The following is a 16,720-nucleotide window of genomic DNA, read 5'->3' as shown; positions in this document are numbered from 1 at the left end:
TATTAAAAAATATTTGAGAATTCTTATGTCGCAAGATCAAAAACCAACAGAGCAAACAGCAGTTACACCACCACAAGCACCTGCAACAGCAGCAGCGCCACCACCATCCAGTAAGCTTATTCCAACAGCGAAAAGAACATTGCTGTTGATGCTCTTGGTCTTGTTAGTGGGAATTGCTGTGATTATGCGCGCTTGGAAAATTGGTCCTTTTGATAGCACCATAGAATCCACCGACAATAGTTATATCAAAGGCAGAACCACAGTTTTATCTTCTCAAATTAATGGTTATGTCAAAGATGTGTTGGTGACTGATTTTGATCATGTCAAAAAGGGGCAGCCGTTAATGCATATTGATACTACAACCTATGATCAAAAAGTGACTCAGGCTGAAGCTGGAGTTGATCAGGCCAACACCACTTTAGCCAATCAAACCCAAACTATTGAACAACGTAAAGCGGACATTGTGGCTGCACAAGCCAAAGTTGAACAAGCCAAAGCAAGTTATGAACTTTCAACAGCACAGCTCAATCGTTATCAACAATTGGGAAATAGTGGTGCAACCTCCAAAACAGAGCAAGACAAAGCGGCTGCGGATGTAAAAAATAATTTAGCCTTACTCAAACAAGCTGAAGCCAATGTATTGGTTGCTCAAGAAGCATTAAAAACAGCACAAGTGGCTCAATCGGGCTTAAAAGCACAAGTCACCAATGCCAAGGCACAATTTGATCAAGCGGTAACGACAAAGGATTACAGCCTGATTACGGCACCAATGGATGGGCAGTTGGGCGAAGTTAGCCCTCGTGTGGGACAATATGTTGCAGCTGGAACCCAGTTAATGTATCTGATTCCACAACAAACATGGGTGATTGCCAATTTCAAAGAAACACAAATTGCCGATATGCACATCGGACAAAAAGCATCATTTACAGTAGATGCCATGAAACATCAAAAATTTACTGGCCGTATTGAACAGATTTCTCCTGCTGCTGGTGCTGAGTTTAGTGTACTTAAACCTGACAATACCACAGGTAATTTTACCAAGGTCGTGCAGCGTATTTCTGTGCGAATCGCGATTGATCCCAATCAGAAAGGTTTAGAATTTTTACGACCAGGGATGTCTGTAGTGACTTCCGTAGATACCAGCACTCCATGATCCGCCTAATTGAAAAGCTTGAGTTAAAAACCTAGAGATTGAAAAACGCATATAGGGATGAAACTAAATCAAACCTGTCTTGTTTTACAGGTTTGATTAGAATATCTTGAACAGGCTTAATTCAAAGCGATTCATATAACCCCATTCAGTTAAAAATCAGCATGTTTGATCATATTGCCCAAGCTATTCCCTACCAAAATTTAGATGTTGCTGGATCTGTTCAACTTATAGTTAAACGGCTTGATCTAATCCATCCACAAATTTCTGGCAATAAATTTTTTAAACTCAAATATAATTTGATTGAAGCACGTCAGCTTGGCCTAAAACAGATTCTGACTTTCGGTGGTGCTTATTCCAATCATATCGCTGCAACAGCATATGCAGCACAGTTATTTGGATTTAAAAGCATCGGCATAATTAGGGGTGAGGAGTTAGCGCATAAACCGCTCAACCCGACACTGACAACAGCACAACAATTGGGTATGCAGCTAGTTTTTGTTTCACGTGAAAAATATAGGCAAAAAAATAATCATGACTGGATAGATGAATTAACACAACATTATCCGAACACTTATATTATTCCTGAAGGTGGAACCAATGAGCTTGCTATACAAGGTTGTCAGGAAATTTTAACTATAAAAGATTTAAATCATTATGATGTAATTTGCTGTGCGGTAGGAACAGGTGGCACAATGACCGGTCTGATTAACGCAAGTTCACCGCAGCAGGAAATTTTAGGATTTTCAGCACTTAAAGGTGATTTTTTACAACAAGATATCAGTCAACTCACTCATAAAAAAAATTGGCAAATATTGGATGATTATTGTTTTGGAGGTTATGCCAAAACCAATGATGAATTACTTAGCTTTATAAATAACTTTGAGCAGCAATATCGCATTCCGCTTGAACAGATTTATACTGGAAAAATGTTTTATGGAGTTTTTGATTTAATTTCAAAAGGTTACTTTAAAGAAAATTCAAAAATTTTGATCCTGCATAGTGGTGGTTTGCAAGGACGTAGCTGAATCACATCAGTTTATAATTGTCCTGAAAATTAATTTAAATTTGTCTATAATCCCATGCTCAAAGATTCCATGAGTGTAATATGTCTTCTAACCAATATGATGTGATTGTCCTCGGCGCAGGTGCTTCAGGTTTAATGCTTGCGGCAAAAGCAGCTGCCCGTGGTCGTAAAGTCTTAGTGGTTGAGAAAGCCAATAAAATTGGTAAAAAAATCCTCATGTCAGGTGGTGGTAAATGCAACTTCACCAATCTTTATGTCGAGCCTGAAAATTTTATTTCACATAACCCACATTTTGTCATCTCTGCCCTGACGCGTTATACCAATTGGGACTTTATTGGAATGGTCTGTGAATATGGCATTGACTACGAAGAACGCAAACATGGACAACTGTTTACCTTAAATGGCGCAAAAGAAATCTTAAGCATGCTGCTCAACGAATGTGAAAAAACACATCGTGTTGAGATCAAAACTAGTTGTGAAGTCAAAGCGATAAATACCGTTGACGATCAGACTTTTCAAGTCGCCACCAATTTAGGCTATTTTCAAGCTGAATCTGTTGTTGTTGCCTCAGGTGGCTTATCTATACCAACATTGGGTGGCTCTGGCATCGGCTATGAAATTGCCAAACAATTTGGGCATCATATCTATCCTACACGCGCAGGTTTAGTTCCCTTCACTTTTTCAGATCAATTTAAAGAAGTTACGACTCGTTTAAGCGGGAATGCGGTTGAAGCCACGCTTTCTAACGAGCTAATTGCATTTACTGAAGCGTTGCTGTTTACACATCGTGGCTTAAGCGGACCAAGCTCATTACAACTTTCAAATTATTGGCATGCAGGACAAGCATTCCATATTAACTTTCTACCAAGTCTTGAGCTGTTTGTTTTTTTAAAGCGCAAAAAGCAAAGCCAACCGAAGGTGTTAATCAGAACCTTACTGACTGAACATCTACCTAAAAGTGTGGTGATTGAACTCCAAAATCTCATTTGGTCCGAGTGGGCTGAAACGGCGATTGGACAATTAAGTGATGAAAAACTAGAAAATATAGCCAATAAATTACAGCAATTTGAAGTTAAGCCTTCTGGCACTGAAGGTTATCGTACTGCAGAAGTCACTTTAGGTGGTGTCAACACCGCTGAAGTTTCATCAAAAACCATGGAAAGTAAAAAACAAAAAGGTTTATTTTTTATTGGTGAGATATTAGATGTGACAGGTCATTTAGGCGGTTTTAATTTTCAGTGGGCATGGGCTTCAGCACATGCCGCTTCAGAATATGTTTAATCTAAAGTGATCAATAGAAAGCTTATTCTAAATAATCTGTTTTAAATAAAATAAGATGGCTTTGGATTTGCTGCTTCTGCGTCACCCGTTGAATCGCCAAGTCCATCGACTTTAGATCATTGTTTTTTGCAAATAACGACTGATGAATTTTGTTTAAAAAAAAGATTATCTTCATTTCAATTCCTTTGAAAATGATATTTATCAGATATATAAATTTTATATCGCCTACATATTTATCCATCAAATTTAGACAATAAATCATCTGATGTCTATCTATTTTCTTTAAAAAAGCCGATAAAATTCATGCGTTGCAAATACAATCACTCTTGAGATTTGTTTTGAGATTCATGTTGTTGCTTAACGATTTCTGATGGTTGCTTTTTGGGTTTTGCAAATACAAATTTATAAGCACTTGCTAAAAAACCTACAGTGATTCCTGCAATCACAATCGGCGCAATAAAATTATTTGGCTTTTTCTTTGACATCTTTATTTTCCTCTCACTTTTGCCCTAAAAATAAAAAGATCGATCAAGCATCAATCCTGATCGATCTTTAAAAGAATTTAAATGTTAATTCGGGTCATCTTTATCCTGTTTGAGCGAATCAGTAAGTGATTTGTACTCATTTTCAATCGTAGGAGTATCTGCTGTTACTTGCGTAGCGTCTGTACTACTTGGCTGTGATGAATAAGTATTTTCTTGCTTTAAAGGATTCGGCTGATTTGCCTCTTTCTTGGCTTTATCAATTAAATCGGTTAAAACGCGTTCTGCAGGTTGACGGCCACCTAGACCAAAAGCCAATGCAAAAGCAACCGCAACAGAACCCAAGGTTAAACCAAATGCAAGGTTAACAATCGAGTCAGCAATTCCCATAGCTTTTAAGCCCATTGCGATAACCAAGCCCATGATCAAAACCCGAACCAAGTTGCCTAACCATCTTGAGCTATTGTACTCACCACGCTGTACCACATTCGCCACGATATTGGCCAACCAAAAACCAATCACCAAAATTACTGCGCCTAACAAAATGTTGGCACCAAAGTAAATAAACATGGAGATCAAATGACTGACTTGTTCAAATCCAAGTCGATTTGCCGCTTCGGAAACTGCAAATAACATGGTAAAGAAAACAATCAGATAACCAATGATACAAGAAACTTTAGTGTCACCCAAAAAGCGTTGCAAATCTAATTTTGCAGGAATCTCATCAACACCTGTTCCAGCAACAACTTCTGAAACCAAACGCCCCACAAAACGAGACACCACATAAGCCACAATTAAAATTAATCCAGCTGCAATAATATGTGGAATCGCATACATGATTTCACCCAGCATAGCGGTTGCCGGCTGTGAAATAGCTTGTATACCAAGTGCTTCAAATGCCACAATTAAAGCAGTAATCATGACAATTGCGAAAACAAAAGAACCTAAAAACTTAGCTAAACCTTGATTTGAGTTTTTAAATAGTCCTACCTTTTCAATTTGGGTTTGTAAATTTAAACTGTTGATTAAACCTTCGACAATCCCTCGTAGGATTTTTGCCAAGATATAGCCTACAAAGACGATTACACCCGCAATGAAAATATTTGGAATATAAGAGACTGCTTCAGTCAACATATTCTGCACTGGAAGCAATAAACCTTGTAAACCTAGAATTGACAAAACAATTGGTAAGAATAGTAATAAGATGAGCCAATAAACAATATCAGCGATATTTTGGCTGATCGGGCTCACTCCCACATCTGCACTTAATTTTTCATCAAGTTGAGTACGATCCAACGCTTTTTTTAAACCAACTTTAACCAGATTGGCTACAATCCAACCAATAAATCCAATAGCTACAGCAGCAAGTAATTGTGGAATAAATAATAAGAATTGCTGAATCATCAAACTGAATGGGCTACTTACGCTGGTAAGATTAAGCACATTTAATGCACCAATCACAGCAATCACCATCACGACCCAAAAAATAATTCGTGAAAGAATATTTTCAATATTTGAACGATGACCTGTTGCGGAAGATAATTTTGTATTTGTACCTAATTTTTCTAGGATTTTTTTAATTCCTGCTGCAACAATAAGTGCAATAATCCATCCAACAATAAGGATGGCTACAGCAGCAAGAATCGGATGGAATTGATCCCAATAATACATGGCATCAAATCGACCCCTTGTTTGTAAAATTTCATTCATTTTTATTCCCTCAAGTTATAGATTTATAGCAATATGAGCGTGCTCAAATGACTTTAAGCAACATTCTTTATTTGAATTGAATACTTGATGAATTACTCTTCTACTTTATCTATTGCTTATATAACGAGCAAATTTAACTGCATAAATACAACAAAAGCATGCAAAAAATAAAAAACTCCAGCTTTAAAGCTAGAGTCTTGTCTTATGAATATTTTATTTATATGTGATAAATAAAAATTAAAGCCAGTCAGCGATCATGTAAACAAGCAAGGAAACGAGAAATAGCCCCACAAGAATTAGCATATAAATGGGTAAGCGATTCTTATGCGTTATATCTTCAGTACTTGTTACATAAGATGGTTTATTGAAATCGTGTTTCATGACGTCCACCTCCATCAATTGATGTATTTTTATACTAACAGGCTATTTGTGATCTGTGTGTAAAAATATTTTAAGCAAAAGTAAATTTTAATTCGGGCAGTTCTTGAAAGATAAATGAGCTATAATATGTACCCCATTTTTTGGCTATTGTAGATATGGCTTATCAACGACAAAGTGTCGAGTTGGACTTGGACACTGATGTCACGCATCAATGCTTCACACATACCTCAAGAGATGATCATCTCATTGGAATTATTGAATTTAATAAGCCAAGTTATATTCTAAAATGGGGCGATTTGGAGTATTTCCGTCGCCGTACAGATGAATTATCAGTTATGCCATTCCCAGAATGTATCAATGCCATGATTATTGATATTCGCAATATTGTGCCATTTCTGGATAACGAAGTTCCAATCGTGCCATGGCGTTTACTTGAAGAAGACTGCCCTATACGACTTGTTGTACCTCAAGATCGTTTAGAACATTATGCAGGGATCTTTGAACCGACGTGGTTAACAACAGACATTGAAATTGCCATTCAAGAATTACGCGAATTTATGGATATGTTCGTACACTAACAGCATATCCATAGCTTAAAAATAAGATTTATTTTTACTTATTTGTATTAATACAAATTTCATCAATGACTTTGATTTCTCAAAGTAAAGTCAACAATTTAAATAGCTCATTGACCAAACATTTTAGCTGCCATACGCTGCGCTTGCTTTCCATAAAACCAATAGGTAATTAAATATAAAGGGATTGCTAACATCAGCAACATGATCAATGCAGTGAGCAAAAATTGAGTATTTTGCAGATACATCACAAAGGTTTTCCACACTTCTGGATCATTCTGAGAAAAAAACCAAACACCCGCAAATACCCCAAGTAAATTATAGCCCCAAAATATTGCAGTATAACCAAGGGTCAGTTTTTTACGCTCTTGGTCTGTAGGCGCACGGCGTTGTTGTTTGAGAAAACGATATAACACGATAATCATCGCAATCAAATAAGGTATTGCGGTTAACACGCCAGCAATTTCATTGGGCAATAATGCAGCCAATACACCTGCAACCATGGTCAAGACTAAACAAAGCAGCAAAAACCACAAAAAATATTTGTTTAAAGACACCATGAATACAGCCTTGATTGCATAAAGAACAATATTATAATTTTTTTTCAACTTTTTTTCATTTTCTTGTCAACCAATTTGAAACTGTTGTCGTTATATAAGTATAAGGTCTGCAGCAACCAAATTGATTGCACGGCATCCGCAAAAAAATTTGGAGACCTTCTCTCAGAGAAACTAAAAACTTATGCTTCTTAAGATTCAACTTAGCAGCCTGAATCTTTATAACGAAGTATTTTGGCCGACGATTTACTCATCACTCGAATCGTCGGCTTTTGTTTTTCTGGCGTTTATGTTTCTAGCGTTTCTGCTGATAAAACTTACATGTGCTTTGTGTACTCGTTCTAAGACAAAAAAATTTTAAAACTTGCAATTAAAATCATGCCACAATAAAAATGTATAAATCACCTTGTAGTTGATAAAACAATTTTCACTTTTTTGTATTGTCAATAAGTAAGACAATCTCTGGTTAAACATCTGCTCAATGTGAAGTTTGCTTCATTTTGAACTGTTGAGCCACTTTTAAAATCGCCATAAACCCAGCGACTGTAAAAGCCAACATCAAAATTCCCATATTCAATAAATGATTCCATACGAGAAAATTCAATATAACACCACCCAATAGACCACAAGCAAACTGCATACTGCCCATAATTGCACTTGCAGTTCCTGCTCTTGAGCCTTGTTCAGACATCGCTAATGCCATCGCATTCGGCCCAGTAAAACCAATACCTGAAACCGTAAGGAATAAACCCAACATCACAATCGCCAGTGGCGCAATAGACATGAAACCCGCATAGACAACAATCAGCCCACCTATTACTTGAATCACACCACCAATTTTTAAACGTAGAATCACCGAGAGTCGGTTGGCTAAATGCTTATTGATAGAAGACAGCAAAATAATACCGAAAGCATTAAAACCAAAGGCAATAGCAAACTGTTGCTGAGTTAAATGATAGCCATCCATCAACACTGCTGCTGCGGAACTGATATAACAAAATAATGCTGCTCCGGTAAAACAACCTGCCAACATTGGAAAACGAAAGCTTCGGTCTTTAAAAATAGAAGCATAGAGGATAAAAACTTGTTTAAAATTGAGATGCAACCTGCGTTCTGATTCGAGTGTTTCTTTAAAGAAAAAATGTACACAAAACAAGCAAAATAATCCAATTATAAACAAAGCGATAAACACACTTTGCCAACTAAAGAATTGTAGAATCACTGCACCCAAGGTTGGAGCAAGAATTGGGGCAATCCCCATCACAATCATCATACTGGAAAAAGCTTGCGCCGAACCTTGCACATCTAAACGGTCTCGAATTGCAGCCCGTGCCATCACCACCCCCACACAGCCCCCTAAGGCTTGTAAAACACGTGCGGCAATCAACGACCAATGATCAGGTGCTAAAACACACAACAAGCTAGCAAAAGCAAACAAGGTCATACCAAAATAAAGCGGTTTCTTACGCCCGATACGGTCACTGATTGGTCCATAAATCAATTGACCAACAGCAAGACCAAAAAAATACGCCGGCAAGGTATTGGCGATCTGCTGGGTCGTCACATTAAAATCTTGCGCCATTTGTGGCAATGCTGGCAAATACATATCAATGGATAATGGGCCCAAAGAGGTAAATAAAGCCAAAAGCATAATCCAGCCCGTTGAATACTGCTGACCAACGTTTTTTTCAGACATAGATGGTTTATAATTTGATAAGGAATGTTGCAGACAAGTTTACACTGTCCATTGTATGATTTGTCACAAAGATAAGTGAAAAGCCATATAAGCCAAATCGCATTGCCCAAGTAAATAACACCCTATTGATTTAACAAGGATTTCCTTTGAACACTTGGCTGTTAAAACTCAGAAAAGCAACCTACAACACAAGTTTCATGTATAACTTGAGAATGATCATTGCCTTTACAGGGACTGCATTTGTACCTTATCTGTTGGGGCAGCAGTTAATGACTATTCCTCTTACATTAGGTGTGGTTGCAGCAGGTCTCAGTGATATAGACGATCGCTTCTCTGTACGTATCATGAATTTGATCTATACCTATATTGGATTCTTTATCACCGCTGCCTCAGTGAGCCTGCTCTTTCCTTACCCTATTCTGTTTGCCTTAGGTTTGATTGTTTCTTGTATCGGTTGGATTTTATTGGGTTCTTTGGGACGTCGCTATGCCACCATTTCTTATGGCTGTTTGGTGGTTTCTGTGTATTCCATGCTTGGGGTGCATTTATTTGATCAATGGTATATCCAGCCAAGTCTATTGGTGGTTGGTGCAATTTGGTATGGGCTTATTTCAACCATCAGTTTTTTACTGTTCCCTGTACGGCAAGTTCAAGACAAATTGTCTCAATGTTTTTCATCATTAGGTAATTTTCTATTTTCCAAATCCAATTTGTTTGATGTCGATATGACACCAACCAGCTATCAAGACAGTATGATTAGTTTGTCTATGGAAAATGGGCAGCTCATCAGCATTTTTAATGATATGCGTACTGCCTTGTTGACGCGTTTAAAGGGTGACCGAGGTCAACGAGATACGCGTCGTAGTTTACAATATTACTTTGTTGCACAAGATATTCATGAACGGGCCGATTCAGCACATATTGATTATCAAAAGCTGGCCAAAATGTTTGAACATAGTGATGTGTTATTTCGTTTTCAACGCATTTTAGCGCTGCAAGGCAAAGCCTGCAAGGATCTAAGCGATAGTATCTTACACCGTACCACCTACCAGCATAATGTCCGTTTTGAGCATGCTTTTAAAAACCTCAGATACTCGCTGGATAAACTCAAAAAAGAAGAAAATTATGACTTAATTTGGGTCAATTCACTGTTTGCGCTTTATCAAAACTTAAAGTCGATTGATGCACAATTACAAAATCTCGAAACTGAACGACATATAAAATACGATCAAAGTAAAAATTTTGAAAACCAACTCAAAGATGATGACCTCAAAGGATGGGATGATATTGCCATTCGAATCAAACAAAATTTAACCCCCGAGTCTGTACTTTTTAGACATGCAATTCGCGTTTCGATTGTTTTGTTTATTGGCTACGTTTTTGTGCAACTCACCAATATTGAATACGGTTACTGGATTCTATTAACCGCGCTGTTTGTCAGTCAACCGAACTTTAACGCCACCAAGCGTCGTTTGAGATTACGGATTATTGGAACATTGGGTGGTATTATTTTAGGTTATATGATTTTGTATTTTGTGCCATCTATTGAAGGACAACTCTTATTACTCGTACTCAGTGGTGTATTGTTTTTTGATTTACGCAGTAAACAATATGCTCAAGCCACAGCCTTTATTACCATCATGGCATTGATCAATTTCAACTTGGACGGATTGGGGTATGAAGCCGCTCTGCCCCGTATGATCGACACTGTTATTGGCTGTGCCCTCGCCTGGTTCGGTGTCAGTTTTATTTTCCCTGACTGGAAGTTCCGTCGTTTACCCCGCACCATTCAACGCTCACTGGAAGCTCAATGCAATTATTTGGCAAACGTTGTCGTTCAATATCATCAGGGACGCAACAATAGTTTAGATTATCGAATTGTTCGTCGTGCTGCGCATAATCGCGATGCAGATGTTGCCTCACTGATTTCAACCCTTGCCACTGAACCAGATTTTGACCCAAGTCAAAAAAGCTTAGCTTTTGAGTTCTTATGTCTAAATCATACCTTCCTTAGCTATATCGCAGCACTCGGTGCACATCGTGAGCAAGTGAAAGATCAACAGGTGCTTAATCTATTGGATCAAGCTTTAGATGATATCTCTGGGGCTTTATTACGGGATGAAATGCCTGATTTAACCGCGCATAATATGTTGAAAGCCATTCGTGCCCGTTTAAGCCAATCTGAGTCAGAAGACTCTAAATCACTCATTATTCTTCAACAATTGTCATTAATGTTCAGTATTTTAAAGCAACTGAGTAGCTTGAAACAAAATTTAAGCCATGAACGAGATGATCAATCTACTGAATTGGCTTCTTTATAAATCTGCATCAAAATTGCATCGTTATTTGGTACAATAGGTGCACTAAATCTTGAGATTTAGTGCTAAACTCTGACTAGATTTACATACATTACTGACACTATGACTGCCAAGAATATTTACGCTTATACCTTACAACCTGTTCCGTACGAAGTTTCGGAAGCCGAACAACGCGGCGCTCAACTTGCAATTTGGCGTAGTACCAATAAAATTGGGATTAAAGCTTGGGCAATCATGGGTGTAGCAGTCATACTCTCATTACTTGGCATCGCTTTAATTAAAAACTATTCAACCATTATTTTTTGGGTGGTTCTTGCTGCAGTTGCCATCTATCTTTTGGTTCGCAAGTTCGGTCTTGAATGGTATGTAAAACGCAAGATGAATGAATTTCCAGTTCAGGAAATCAAAGGTGTAAAATTAGGTGTACAGCCAAGCGGTATTGTGATGCGTCAACAAATGGGTGTACAAGAAGGTGTTGGAACAGTGGCTTGGAAAGACATTTATGAATGGTACAACACCCCTGAATTCTTACTGGTAAACTTTAAAGTAAAAGGCCAACAAGGCGCATATATTCTACCTAAACGTATGAATAGCAAGAATTTCCCCTTTGAAACACTGCGTAAACATTTAAAAGAAGTTGTTGGTGAACCCAAGACACTTTAATTTAAAATTTTAAAAGACCTCCATTTTTGGAGGTTTTTTTGTACTTCGCTATTTTAATAAAAATGATAATGAGAATAAATATTATCTGCAAAATTCATTATCTCTCCGATTTATTCAGCTATAATTTGCTATCAAAATATTCTGCCCTTTGCATTGCCATGTTTAAAAAGACTTTTTTTCAAATTCACTGGTTTCTAGGGATTACAGCTGGTTTAATTCTCTCAATTATGGGAGTGACTGGTGCAATCTATTCTTATGAACAACCTATTCAAAGATGGTTAAACCCAGATAGCTACACGGTAAAAGTTGAAAATCAGGCAAAACTCACGCCTGCTGAAATTTATCAGCATTTCCAAACCCAAAACCCTGAAATAAAGATCAACAGTATTACGGTTGCGAAAGCCGCTGAAGAAGCTTCAAATATTAACATTGTCAAAGAAGGCGCACGTAGAGGTTATACCATGATGGTAAACCCTTACACGGCCGAAGTTCTTCCTGAAGTGAAAGGCAAAGATTTTTTTCAATTTATACAGCAATTACATCGTAACTTAACTGTGGGTGAAGTCGGTAAACAAATTACTGGTGCCAGTACCTTGATGTTAATTTTCTTTGTACTCAGTGGTCTCTATTTACGCTGGCCGAAAAAGCATTCTTTTAAACAATGGTTTGCCATTAAGCCTAAACTCAAAGGTCGTAATTTCCTTTGGGATCTACATGCTGTTGTCGGAACATGGGTGGTGATCTTTTATTTACTTTTAGCATGTACAGGGCTGTATTGGTCGTATGACTGGTGGCGTAATGGTATGTTTAAAGTAATGGGGGTTGAACGACCTCAGCCTGAAATGCAAGCGGTACGCGGTGGAGAAGGTCAAGGACGTCAAGGGGCTTCTGGCAATCCTCAACAACAACATGGCGAAAAGCAAAATCCAACGGCAGGTCATCAAGCACAATCAGGCCGTGAAAATAAGCATGAGAATAAAGAAGGTTTAAAACCAGAACAAATTCAACATGTACTTACTCAAACATGGAATGGGTTTAATGCTCAAATTAAACGTGACTATTCGACACTAACTGTTTCGATTCCTAAAAAGCCAGATGGTAAAGTTGAACTCACCTTTGTTGATGCTATTCCACAACATGAGCGTGCACGAAACAAAGCAACCTATAACTATCAAACTGCACAAATTGAAAAATTAGACTTATACGAAAGTAAACCACTCAATGAAAAAATCATGGGAAGTATGCTCCCTGTGCACCGTGGTAGTTTCTTTGGCCCAGTTTTTCAATTCATCGCAATGCTTGCAGCATTGGCAATGCCATTATTTTTTGTTACTGGATGGATGCTGTATTTAAAACGTCGTAAGCAAAAGCGACTCACCCTTGCTGCAAAACAATCTGGTTCAGCGATTCAAATTGATCCCAACGCAACACCTTGGTTAATTGCTTATGCCTCTCAAACAGGAATGTCTGAGCAATTGGCATGGCGCACCTCAACCAGTCTGCAAGAAGCCCATCAGCCAACAACAGTAAAAGCTGTACAACAACTCTCTGAAGATGACCTCAAGCAAGCCAAACAAATTCTCTTGATTGCAAGTACCTATGGTACAGGTGAAGCACCTGACTTAGCCTCGCACTTTGAGAAAAAGCTTATGGCTACATCATTGGATCTTTCGCATTTGAAATATGCGGTTCTAGCATTGGGTTCACAAGACTATCCTGAGACCTATTGTAGCTTTGGGCATCGCATAGATGCATGGTTAAAACATTCTGGCGCGCAACAATTGTTTGCTACGCTTGAAGTCAACAATGGTAATAATGCAGATATCCAACATTGGAATGATGCTTTAGCAAAAGCCACAAAACTCGATCTACAAACAATGTCTATTGATAAAGTATTTGATCAATGGCGTCTAACAAAACGAGAATTACTCAATCCAAACAGCTTAGGCGCACCCGCATTTAATCTTGAATTACAAACAAGCTATGATACGGATTGGCAAGCTGGCGATATTGCAGAAATTCAAACTGGGAATAGTCCTGAACGTATTCAATTGTTTTTAAATAAATATCAAGTTCATGCAGATACAACCGTGGATTCACTCGAGCAAAGTATTCAAGAAGCACTTTGGGATCGCGATTTAACGGTTGATGTTGAACCTTTTGCCAACATGCAGCATTTACTAGAGCAACTCCCTACACTACCTACTCGTGAGTATTCGATTGCCAGTATTCCAAGTCAGCAAGTATTGCGTTTAGTAGTTCGCCAGCAACTGAATGCTCAAGGTGAACTTGGTCTAGGCTCTGGTTGGCTGACGGAACATGTTCAATTACGTGATAAAATTGCGTTGAGAATTCGTAATAATGAATCATTCCATTTAATTACGGATAACCGTCCGATTATTTGCATTGGAAATGGTACAGGAATTGCTGGATTAATGAGTTTGATTCATGCCCGTGTCCGTATGGACTATACTGAAAACTGGTTGATTTTTGGTGAACGCCAACAAGCAAACGATTATTTCTTTAAAGATACAATTCAAGCTTGGCAAAATACAGCAATGCTAAAACGTATTGATTTAGCTTTCTCTCGTGATCAAGCTGAAAAAATTTATGTACATCATAAACTGCGTGATCATGCCGAAGAACTGAAAAAATGGGTTACCAATGATGCGGTGATCTATGTCTGTGGCAGTATCAATGGTATGGCGACTGATGTTGATCTCGCTTTAATTGATATCCTTGGAGAAGACACAGTTGAACAATTACGTTTAGATGGTCGTTATCGTCGTGATGTTTATTAGGGGCTATTGAATAAATTTACCCACCAAAACCGAGTTCAATTGCTCGGTTTTTTTTGATTCATATATAATAAATGCACAGATTTCGTTTAGAATTAGACTAATTTTTAATGATTTGTTTTCACCCATGAATAACAATAAACTCTTCCGCATTGTCTTTTTTTTGCTGGGATTTGTCTTATTCCTCGATGGATTTATTTTAATTTTATATAAAAAAATCCACTTAGGAACAATACTCCCTTTGCTGATTGGCTTAGTCTTTATCACTACAGCGCTATGGAGCCAACACATTCAGCAGTATTTAGCACAACACTTAAAGTTAAAGAAAATCTGGCGTTTAGGATGGGTTCTATTTACGCTTTGGTCTGTCAGCTTAATCGGCTTCTTTGGTTATATCCACTTAAAATCCCAACAAAATACAGCAGAAAATAATCTACAAGCAATTATTGTGTTAGGCAGTGGCATTACCCAAGGAAAAGCCTCACCGACCCTCGCAAAACGTTTAGATCAAGCGGGTAAAATTGCAAAACAACAATCACAAGCTTTGATCATTGTCAGTGGTGGTTTAGATTTTGGTGAAGAAAAACCTGAAGCAGAAATTATGTCGCAATATTTACAAGAGCATATGCAAATCAAAGCCAGTAGAATTCTACAAGAAAATAAAAGCACCAGTACTGACTTAAATCTTAAAAATAGCCAAGCGATTTTAAAAGAACATGATTTGACTTTAAATTCTAAAATTGCAATTGTCACCAGTGATTTTCATACTTTACGTGCCGCAGCAATCGCAAGAAAACAAGGCTATCACAATTTCATTACAGTAGGCGCTGAAACCCCACTCACGACACGCTATAACGCATGGTTAAGAGAGTATTTTGCCTATATCAGTGGTTGGATTTTAGGCGAATATTAAAATGCACAACGCCATCATGTTGATTATATATACGACTTTACTAATGTAAGCGAATTTTACGTGGTAAAGGCAAGCGCTTATTGTTTTGAAATAGTTCTGGTTGAGTCGTATACATTCGATATAAATAATTCTTTATATCAAGTAGAAATTTATTTGTTGAAACTAAAATATTTTGCCCTTCTGGGGTTAAATTTATAGAAATCGCAGTATTATTTTGTTTAATAAAAGGGATCATCTGTTCAATAAAAACAATGAGTTCAATTTCTTGAACCGCATAACGGCTCCAGTTATCTTTAATCAAAATTTGTGCCAAATTTCGGCTTTGCCAAACGGCTAAAGACTGTTGCCCGGTAGGTGATGCACATAAAGCCCAACCATCATCATAAAGTACAAAAACCTTAGTTTGTGAAACAATCGTTTCCACAAAATGTTTGTATTGATCTAGAGTTTGTACTGAGTTTTTTTGAGTTGCGGACGCAGCTTTACGTTGATATGGATTTCTCATTGAAAATTTATTCTTAAAATACTTATGCTTATATATTATATAGAAGTTCTAAACAAATAACTAGATCGGAAAACATGGTGGGCGCTGACGGGATCGAACCGCCGACATTCTGCTTGTAAGGCAGACGCTCTACCAACTGAGCTAAGCGCCCTGAGCGAGGATGAACAAAGTTGTTAACTCTGTTTGAACCTATAGAAAATCGATGATTTAATTTTAAGTTCTATCCTAAAGATGGGGATAAGCTATACAAAGCATATAATATTTGATCTTTAAAAATCAAAAACTTTGAATTCTTACAGTTCCAAATATCTTGATCTCAGGAAAAAAGATAAATGGCGCAGCGGACGGGACTCGAACCCGCGACCCTCGGCGTGACAGGCCGATATTCTAACCAACTGAACTACCGCTGCGTTGTATATGGTGGGCGCTGACGGGATCGAACCGCCGACATTCTGCTTGTAAGGCAGACGCTCTACCAACTGAGCTAAGCGCCCTGAGTGAGGATCATCACAATATTACTTTATCAGAAGATAAAAGAAAACAAAATTCTCTTTCAAATTCCTATACTTCCAAATATCTTGATCTCAGGAAAAAAGATAAATGGCGCAGCGGACGGGACTCGAACCCGCGACCCTCGGCGTGACAGGCCGATATTCTAACCAAC

Annotated in this window: 14 protein-coding genes and 3 tRNA genes; 8 read left to right on the top strand and 9 right to left on the bottom strand. The window is 37.9% G+C overall.

Annotated features, from left to right (window positions below):
- Positions 1–25 precede the first annotated feature (25 nt).
- The 3 genes from ACG9ZL_RS15720 to ACG9ZL_RS15710 all read left to right on the top strand — a co-directional run bounded on the left by ACG9ZL_RS15720 (position 26) and on the right by ACG9ZL_RS15710 (position 3,458).
- Entirely contained in the window at positions 26–1,153 is a 1,128-nt protein-coding gene (locus tag ACG9ZL_RS15720; RefSeq protein ID WP_336952114.1) for an HlyD family secretion protein, read from the top strand.
- A 161-nt stretch (positions 1,154–1,314) separates the two neighbouring features.
- Positions 1,315–2,178 carry a 1-aminocyclopropane-1-carboxylate deaminase/D-cysteine desulfhydrase gene (locus ACG9ZL_RS15715; protein WP_336952116.1) on the top strand — a complete coding sequence of 288 codons (864 nt, stop codon included), beginning with the start codon at positions 1,315–1,317 and terminating at the stop codon, positions 2,176–2,178.
- A gap of 80 nt (positions 2,179–2,258) precedes the next feature.
- Positions 2,259–3,458, top strand: coding sequence for a BaiN/RdsA family NAD(P)/FAD-dependent oxidoreductase (locus tag ACG9ZL_RS15710; RefSeq protein ID WP_419360689.1), 1,200 nt, complete (start codon positions 2,259–2,261; stop codon positions 3,456–3,458).
- 22 nt (positions 3,459–3,480) lie between these two features.
- Here the strand turns inward: ACG9ZL_RS15710 and ACG9ZL_RS15705 are convergent, their stop codons facing one another.
- The 3 genes from ACG9ZL_RS15705 to ACG9ZL_RS15695 all read right to left on the bottom strand — a co-directional run bounded on the left by ACG9ZL_RS15705 (position 3,481) and on the right by ACG9ZL_RS15695 (position 5,650).
- Positions 3,481–3,633: a hypothetical protein gene (locus ACG9ZL_RS15705; RefSeq protein WP_336952118.1), complete on the bottom strand. Its 153-nt coding sequence runs from the start codon at positions 3,631–3,633 to the stop codon at positions 3,481–3,483.
- 145 nt (positions 3,634–3,778) lie between these two features.
- The gene (locus ACG9ZL_RS15700) at positions 3,779–3,943 is read right to left on the bottom strand and encodes a hypothetical protein (protein ID WP_004723765.1); all 165 of its coding nucleotides are present in this window, start codon (positions 3,941–3,943) and stop codon (positions 3,779–3,781) included.
- An 84-nt stretch (positions 3,944–4,027) separates the two neighbouring features.
- On the bottom strand, positions 4,028–5,650 hold the full coding sequence (locus tag ACG9ZL_RS15695; protein WP_336952119.1) for a mechanosensitive ion channel: 1,623 nt from the start codon (positions 5,648–5,650) through the stop codon (positions 4,028–4,030).
- Positions 5,651–6,186: 536 nt separating this feature from the next.
- Here ACG9ZL_RS15695 and ACG9ZL_RS15690 point away from each other — a divergent pair.
- Entirely contained in the window at positions 6,187–6,609 is a 423-nt protein-coding gene (locus ACG9ZL_RS15690) for a hypothetical protein (protein ID WP_004817681.1), read from the top strand.
- 107 nt (positions 6,610–6,716) lie between these two features.
- Here the strand turns inward: ACG9ZL_RS15690 and ACG9ZL_RS15685 are convergent, their stop codons facing one another.
- Together ACG9ZL_RS15685 and ACG9ZL_RS15680 are read right to left on the bottom strand one after the other, a co-directional pair.
- Positions 6,717–7,166 carry an ABZJ_00895 family protein gene (locus ACG9ZL_RS15685; RefSeq protein WP_105714347.1) on the bottom strand — a complete coding sequence of 150 codons (450 nt, stop codon included), beginning with the start codon at positions 7,164–7,166 and terminating at the stop codon, positions 6,717–6,719.
- 475 nt (positions 7,167–7,641) lie between these two features.
- Complete coding sequence (locus ACG9ZL_RS15680) at positions 7,642–8,859, bottom strand: multidrug effflux MFS transporter (protein ID WP_419328183.1); 1,218 nt, start codon at positions 8,857–8,859, stop codon at positions 7,642–7,644.
- Between the two features lie 146 nt (positions 8,860–9,005).
- On the opposite strand from ACG9ZL_RS15680, the gene yccS reads away from it, so the two are divergent.
- The 4 genes from yccS to ACG9ZL_RS15660 all read left to right on the top strand — a co-directional run bounded on the left by yccS (position 9,006) and on the right by ACG9ZL_RS15660 (position 15,551).
- The gene (gene yccS, locus ACG9ZL_RS15675) at positions 9,006–11,180 is read left to right on the top strand and encodes a YccS family putative transporter (protein WP_336952122.1); all 2,175 of its coding nucleotides are present in this window, start codon (positions 9,006–9,008) and stop codon (positions 11,178–11,180) included.
- A 99-nt stretch (positions 11,181–11,279) separates the two neighbouring features.
- Positions 11,280–11,840: an SdpI family protein gene (locus tag ACG9ZL_RS15670; protein ID WP_336952123.1), complete on the top strand. Its 561-nt coding sequence runs from the start codon at positions 11,280–11,282 to the stop codon at positions 11,838–11,840.
- A gap of 158 nt (positions 11,841–11,998) precedes the next feature.
- On the top strand, positions 11,999–14,641 hold the full coding sequence (locus ACG9ZL_RS15665; RefSeq protein WP_419360687.1) for a PepSY domain-containing protein: 2,643 nt from the start codon (positions 11,999–12,001) through the stop codon (positions 14,639–14,641).
- A 124-nt stretch (positions 14,642–14,765) separates the two neighbouring features.
- Entirely contained in the window at positions 14,766–15,551 is a 786-nt protein-coding gene (locus tag ACG9ZL_RS15660) for a YdcF family protein (RefSeq protein WP_419360685.1), read from the top strand.
- Between the two features lie 40 nt (positions 15,552–15,591).
- Here the strand turns inward: ACG9ZL_RS15660 and ACG9ZL_RS15655 are convergent, their stop codons facing one another.
- From ACG9ZL_RS15655 to ACG9ZL_RS15640, 4 genes are all read right to left on the bottom strand, one after another.
- The gene (locus tag ACG9ZL_RS15655) at positions 15,592–16,056 is read right to left on the bottom strand and encodes a DUF2750 domain-containing protein (protein ID WP_419328179.1); all 465 of its coding nucleotides are present in this window, start codon (positions 16,054–16,056) and stop codon (positions 15,592–15,594) included.
- A gap of 75 nt (positions 16,057–16,131) precedes the next feature.
- A tRNA-Val gene (locus ACG9ZL_RS15650) sits at positions 16,132–16,207 on the bottom strand.
- 182 nt (positions 16,208–16,389) lie between these two features.
- Positions 16,390–16,466 (bottom strand) — tRNA-Asp (locus ACG9ZL_RS15645).
- Positions 16,467–16,474: 8 nt separating this feature from the next.
- Positions 16,475–16,550: transfer RNA gene (locus ACG9ZL_RS15640), tRNA-Val, on the bottom strand.
- Between the last annotated feature and the right edge of the window lie 170 nt (positions 16,551–16,720).

Origin of the sequence: Acinetobacter legionensis, from assembly GCF_048551735.1 — a bacterium.
Classification (GTDB): Bacteria; Pseudomonadota; Gammaproteobacteria; order Pseudomonadales; family Moraxellaceae; genus Acinetobacter.
Note: the sequence above shows the minus strand (reverse complement) of the source record. Positions and strands in the feature narration are given on the sequence as shown.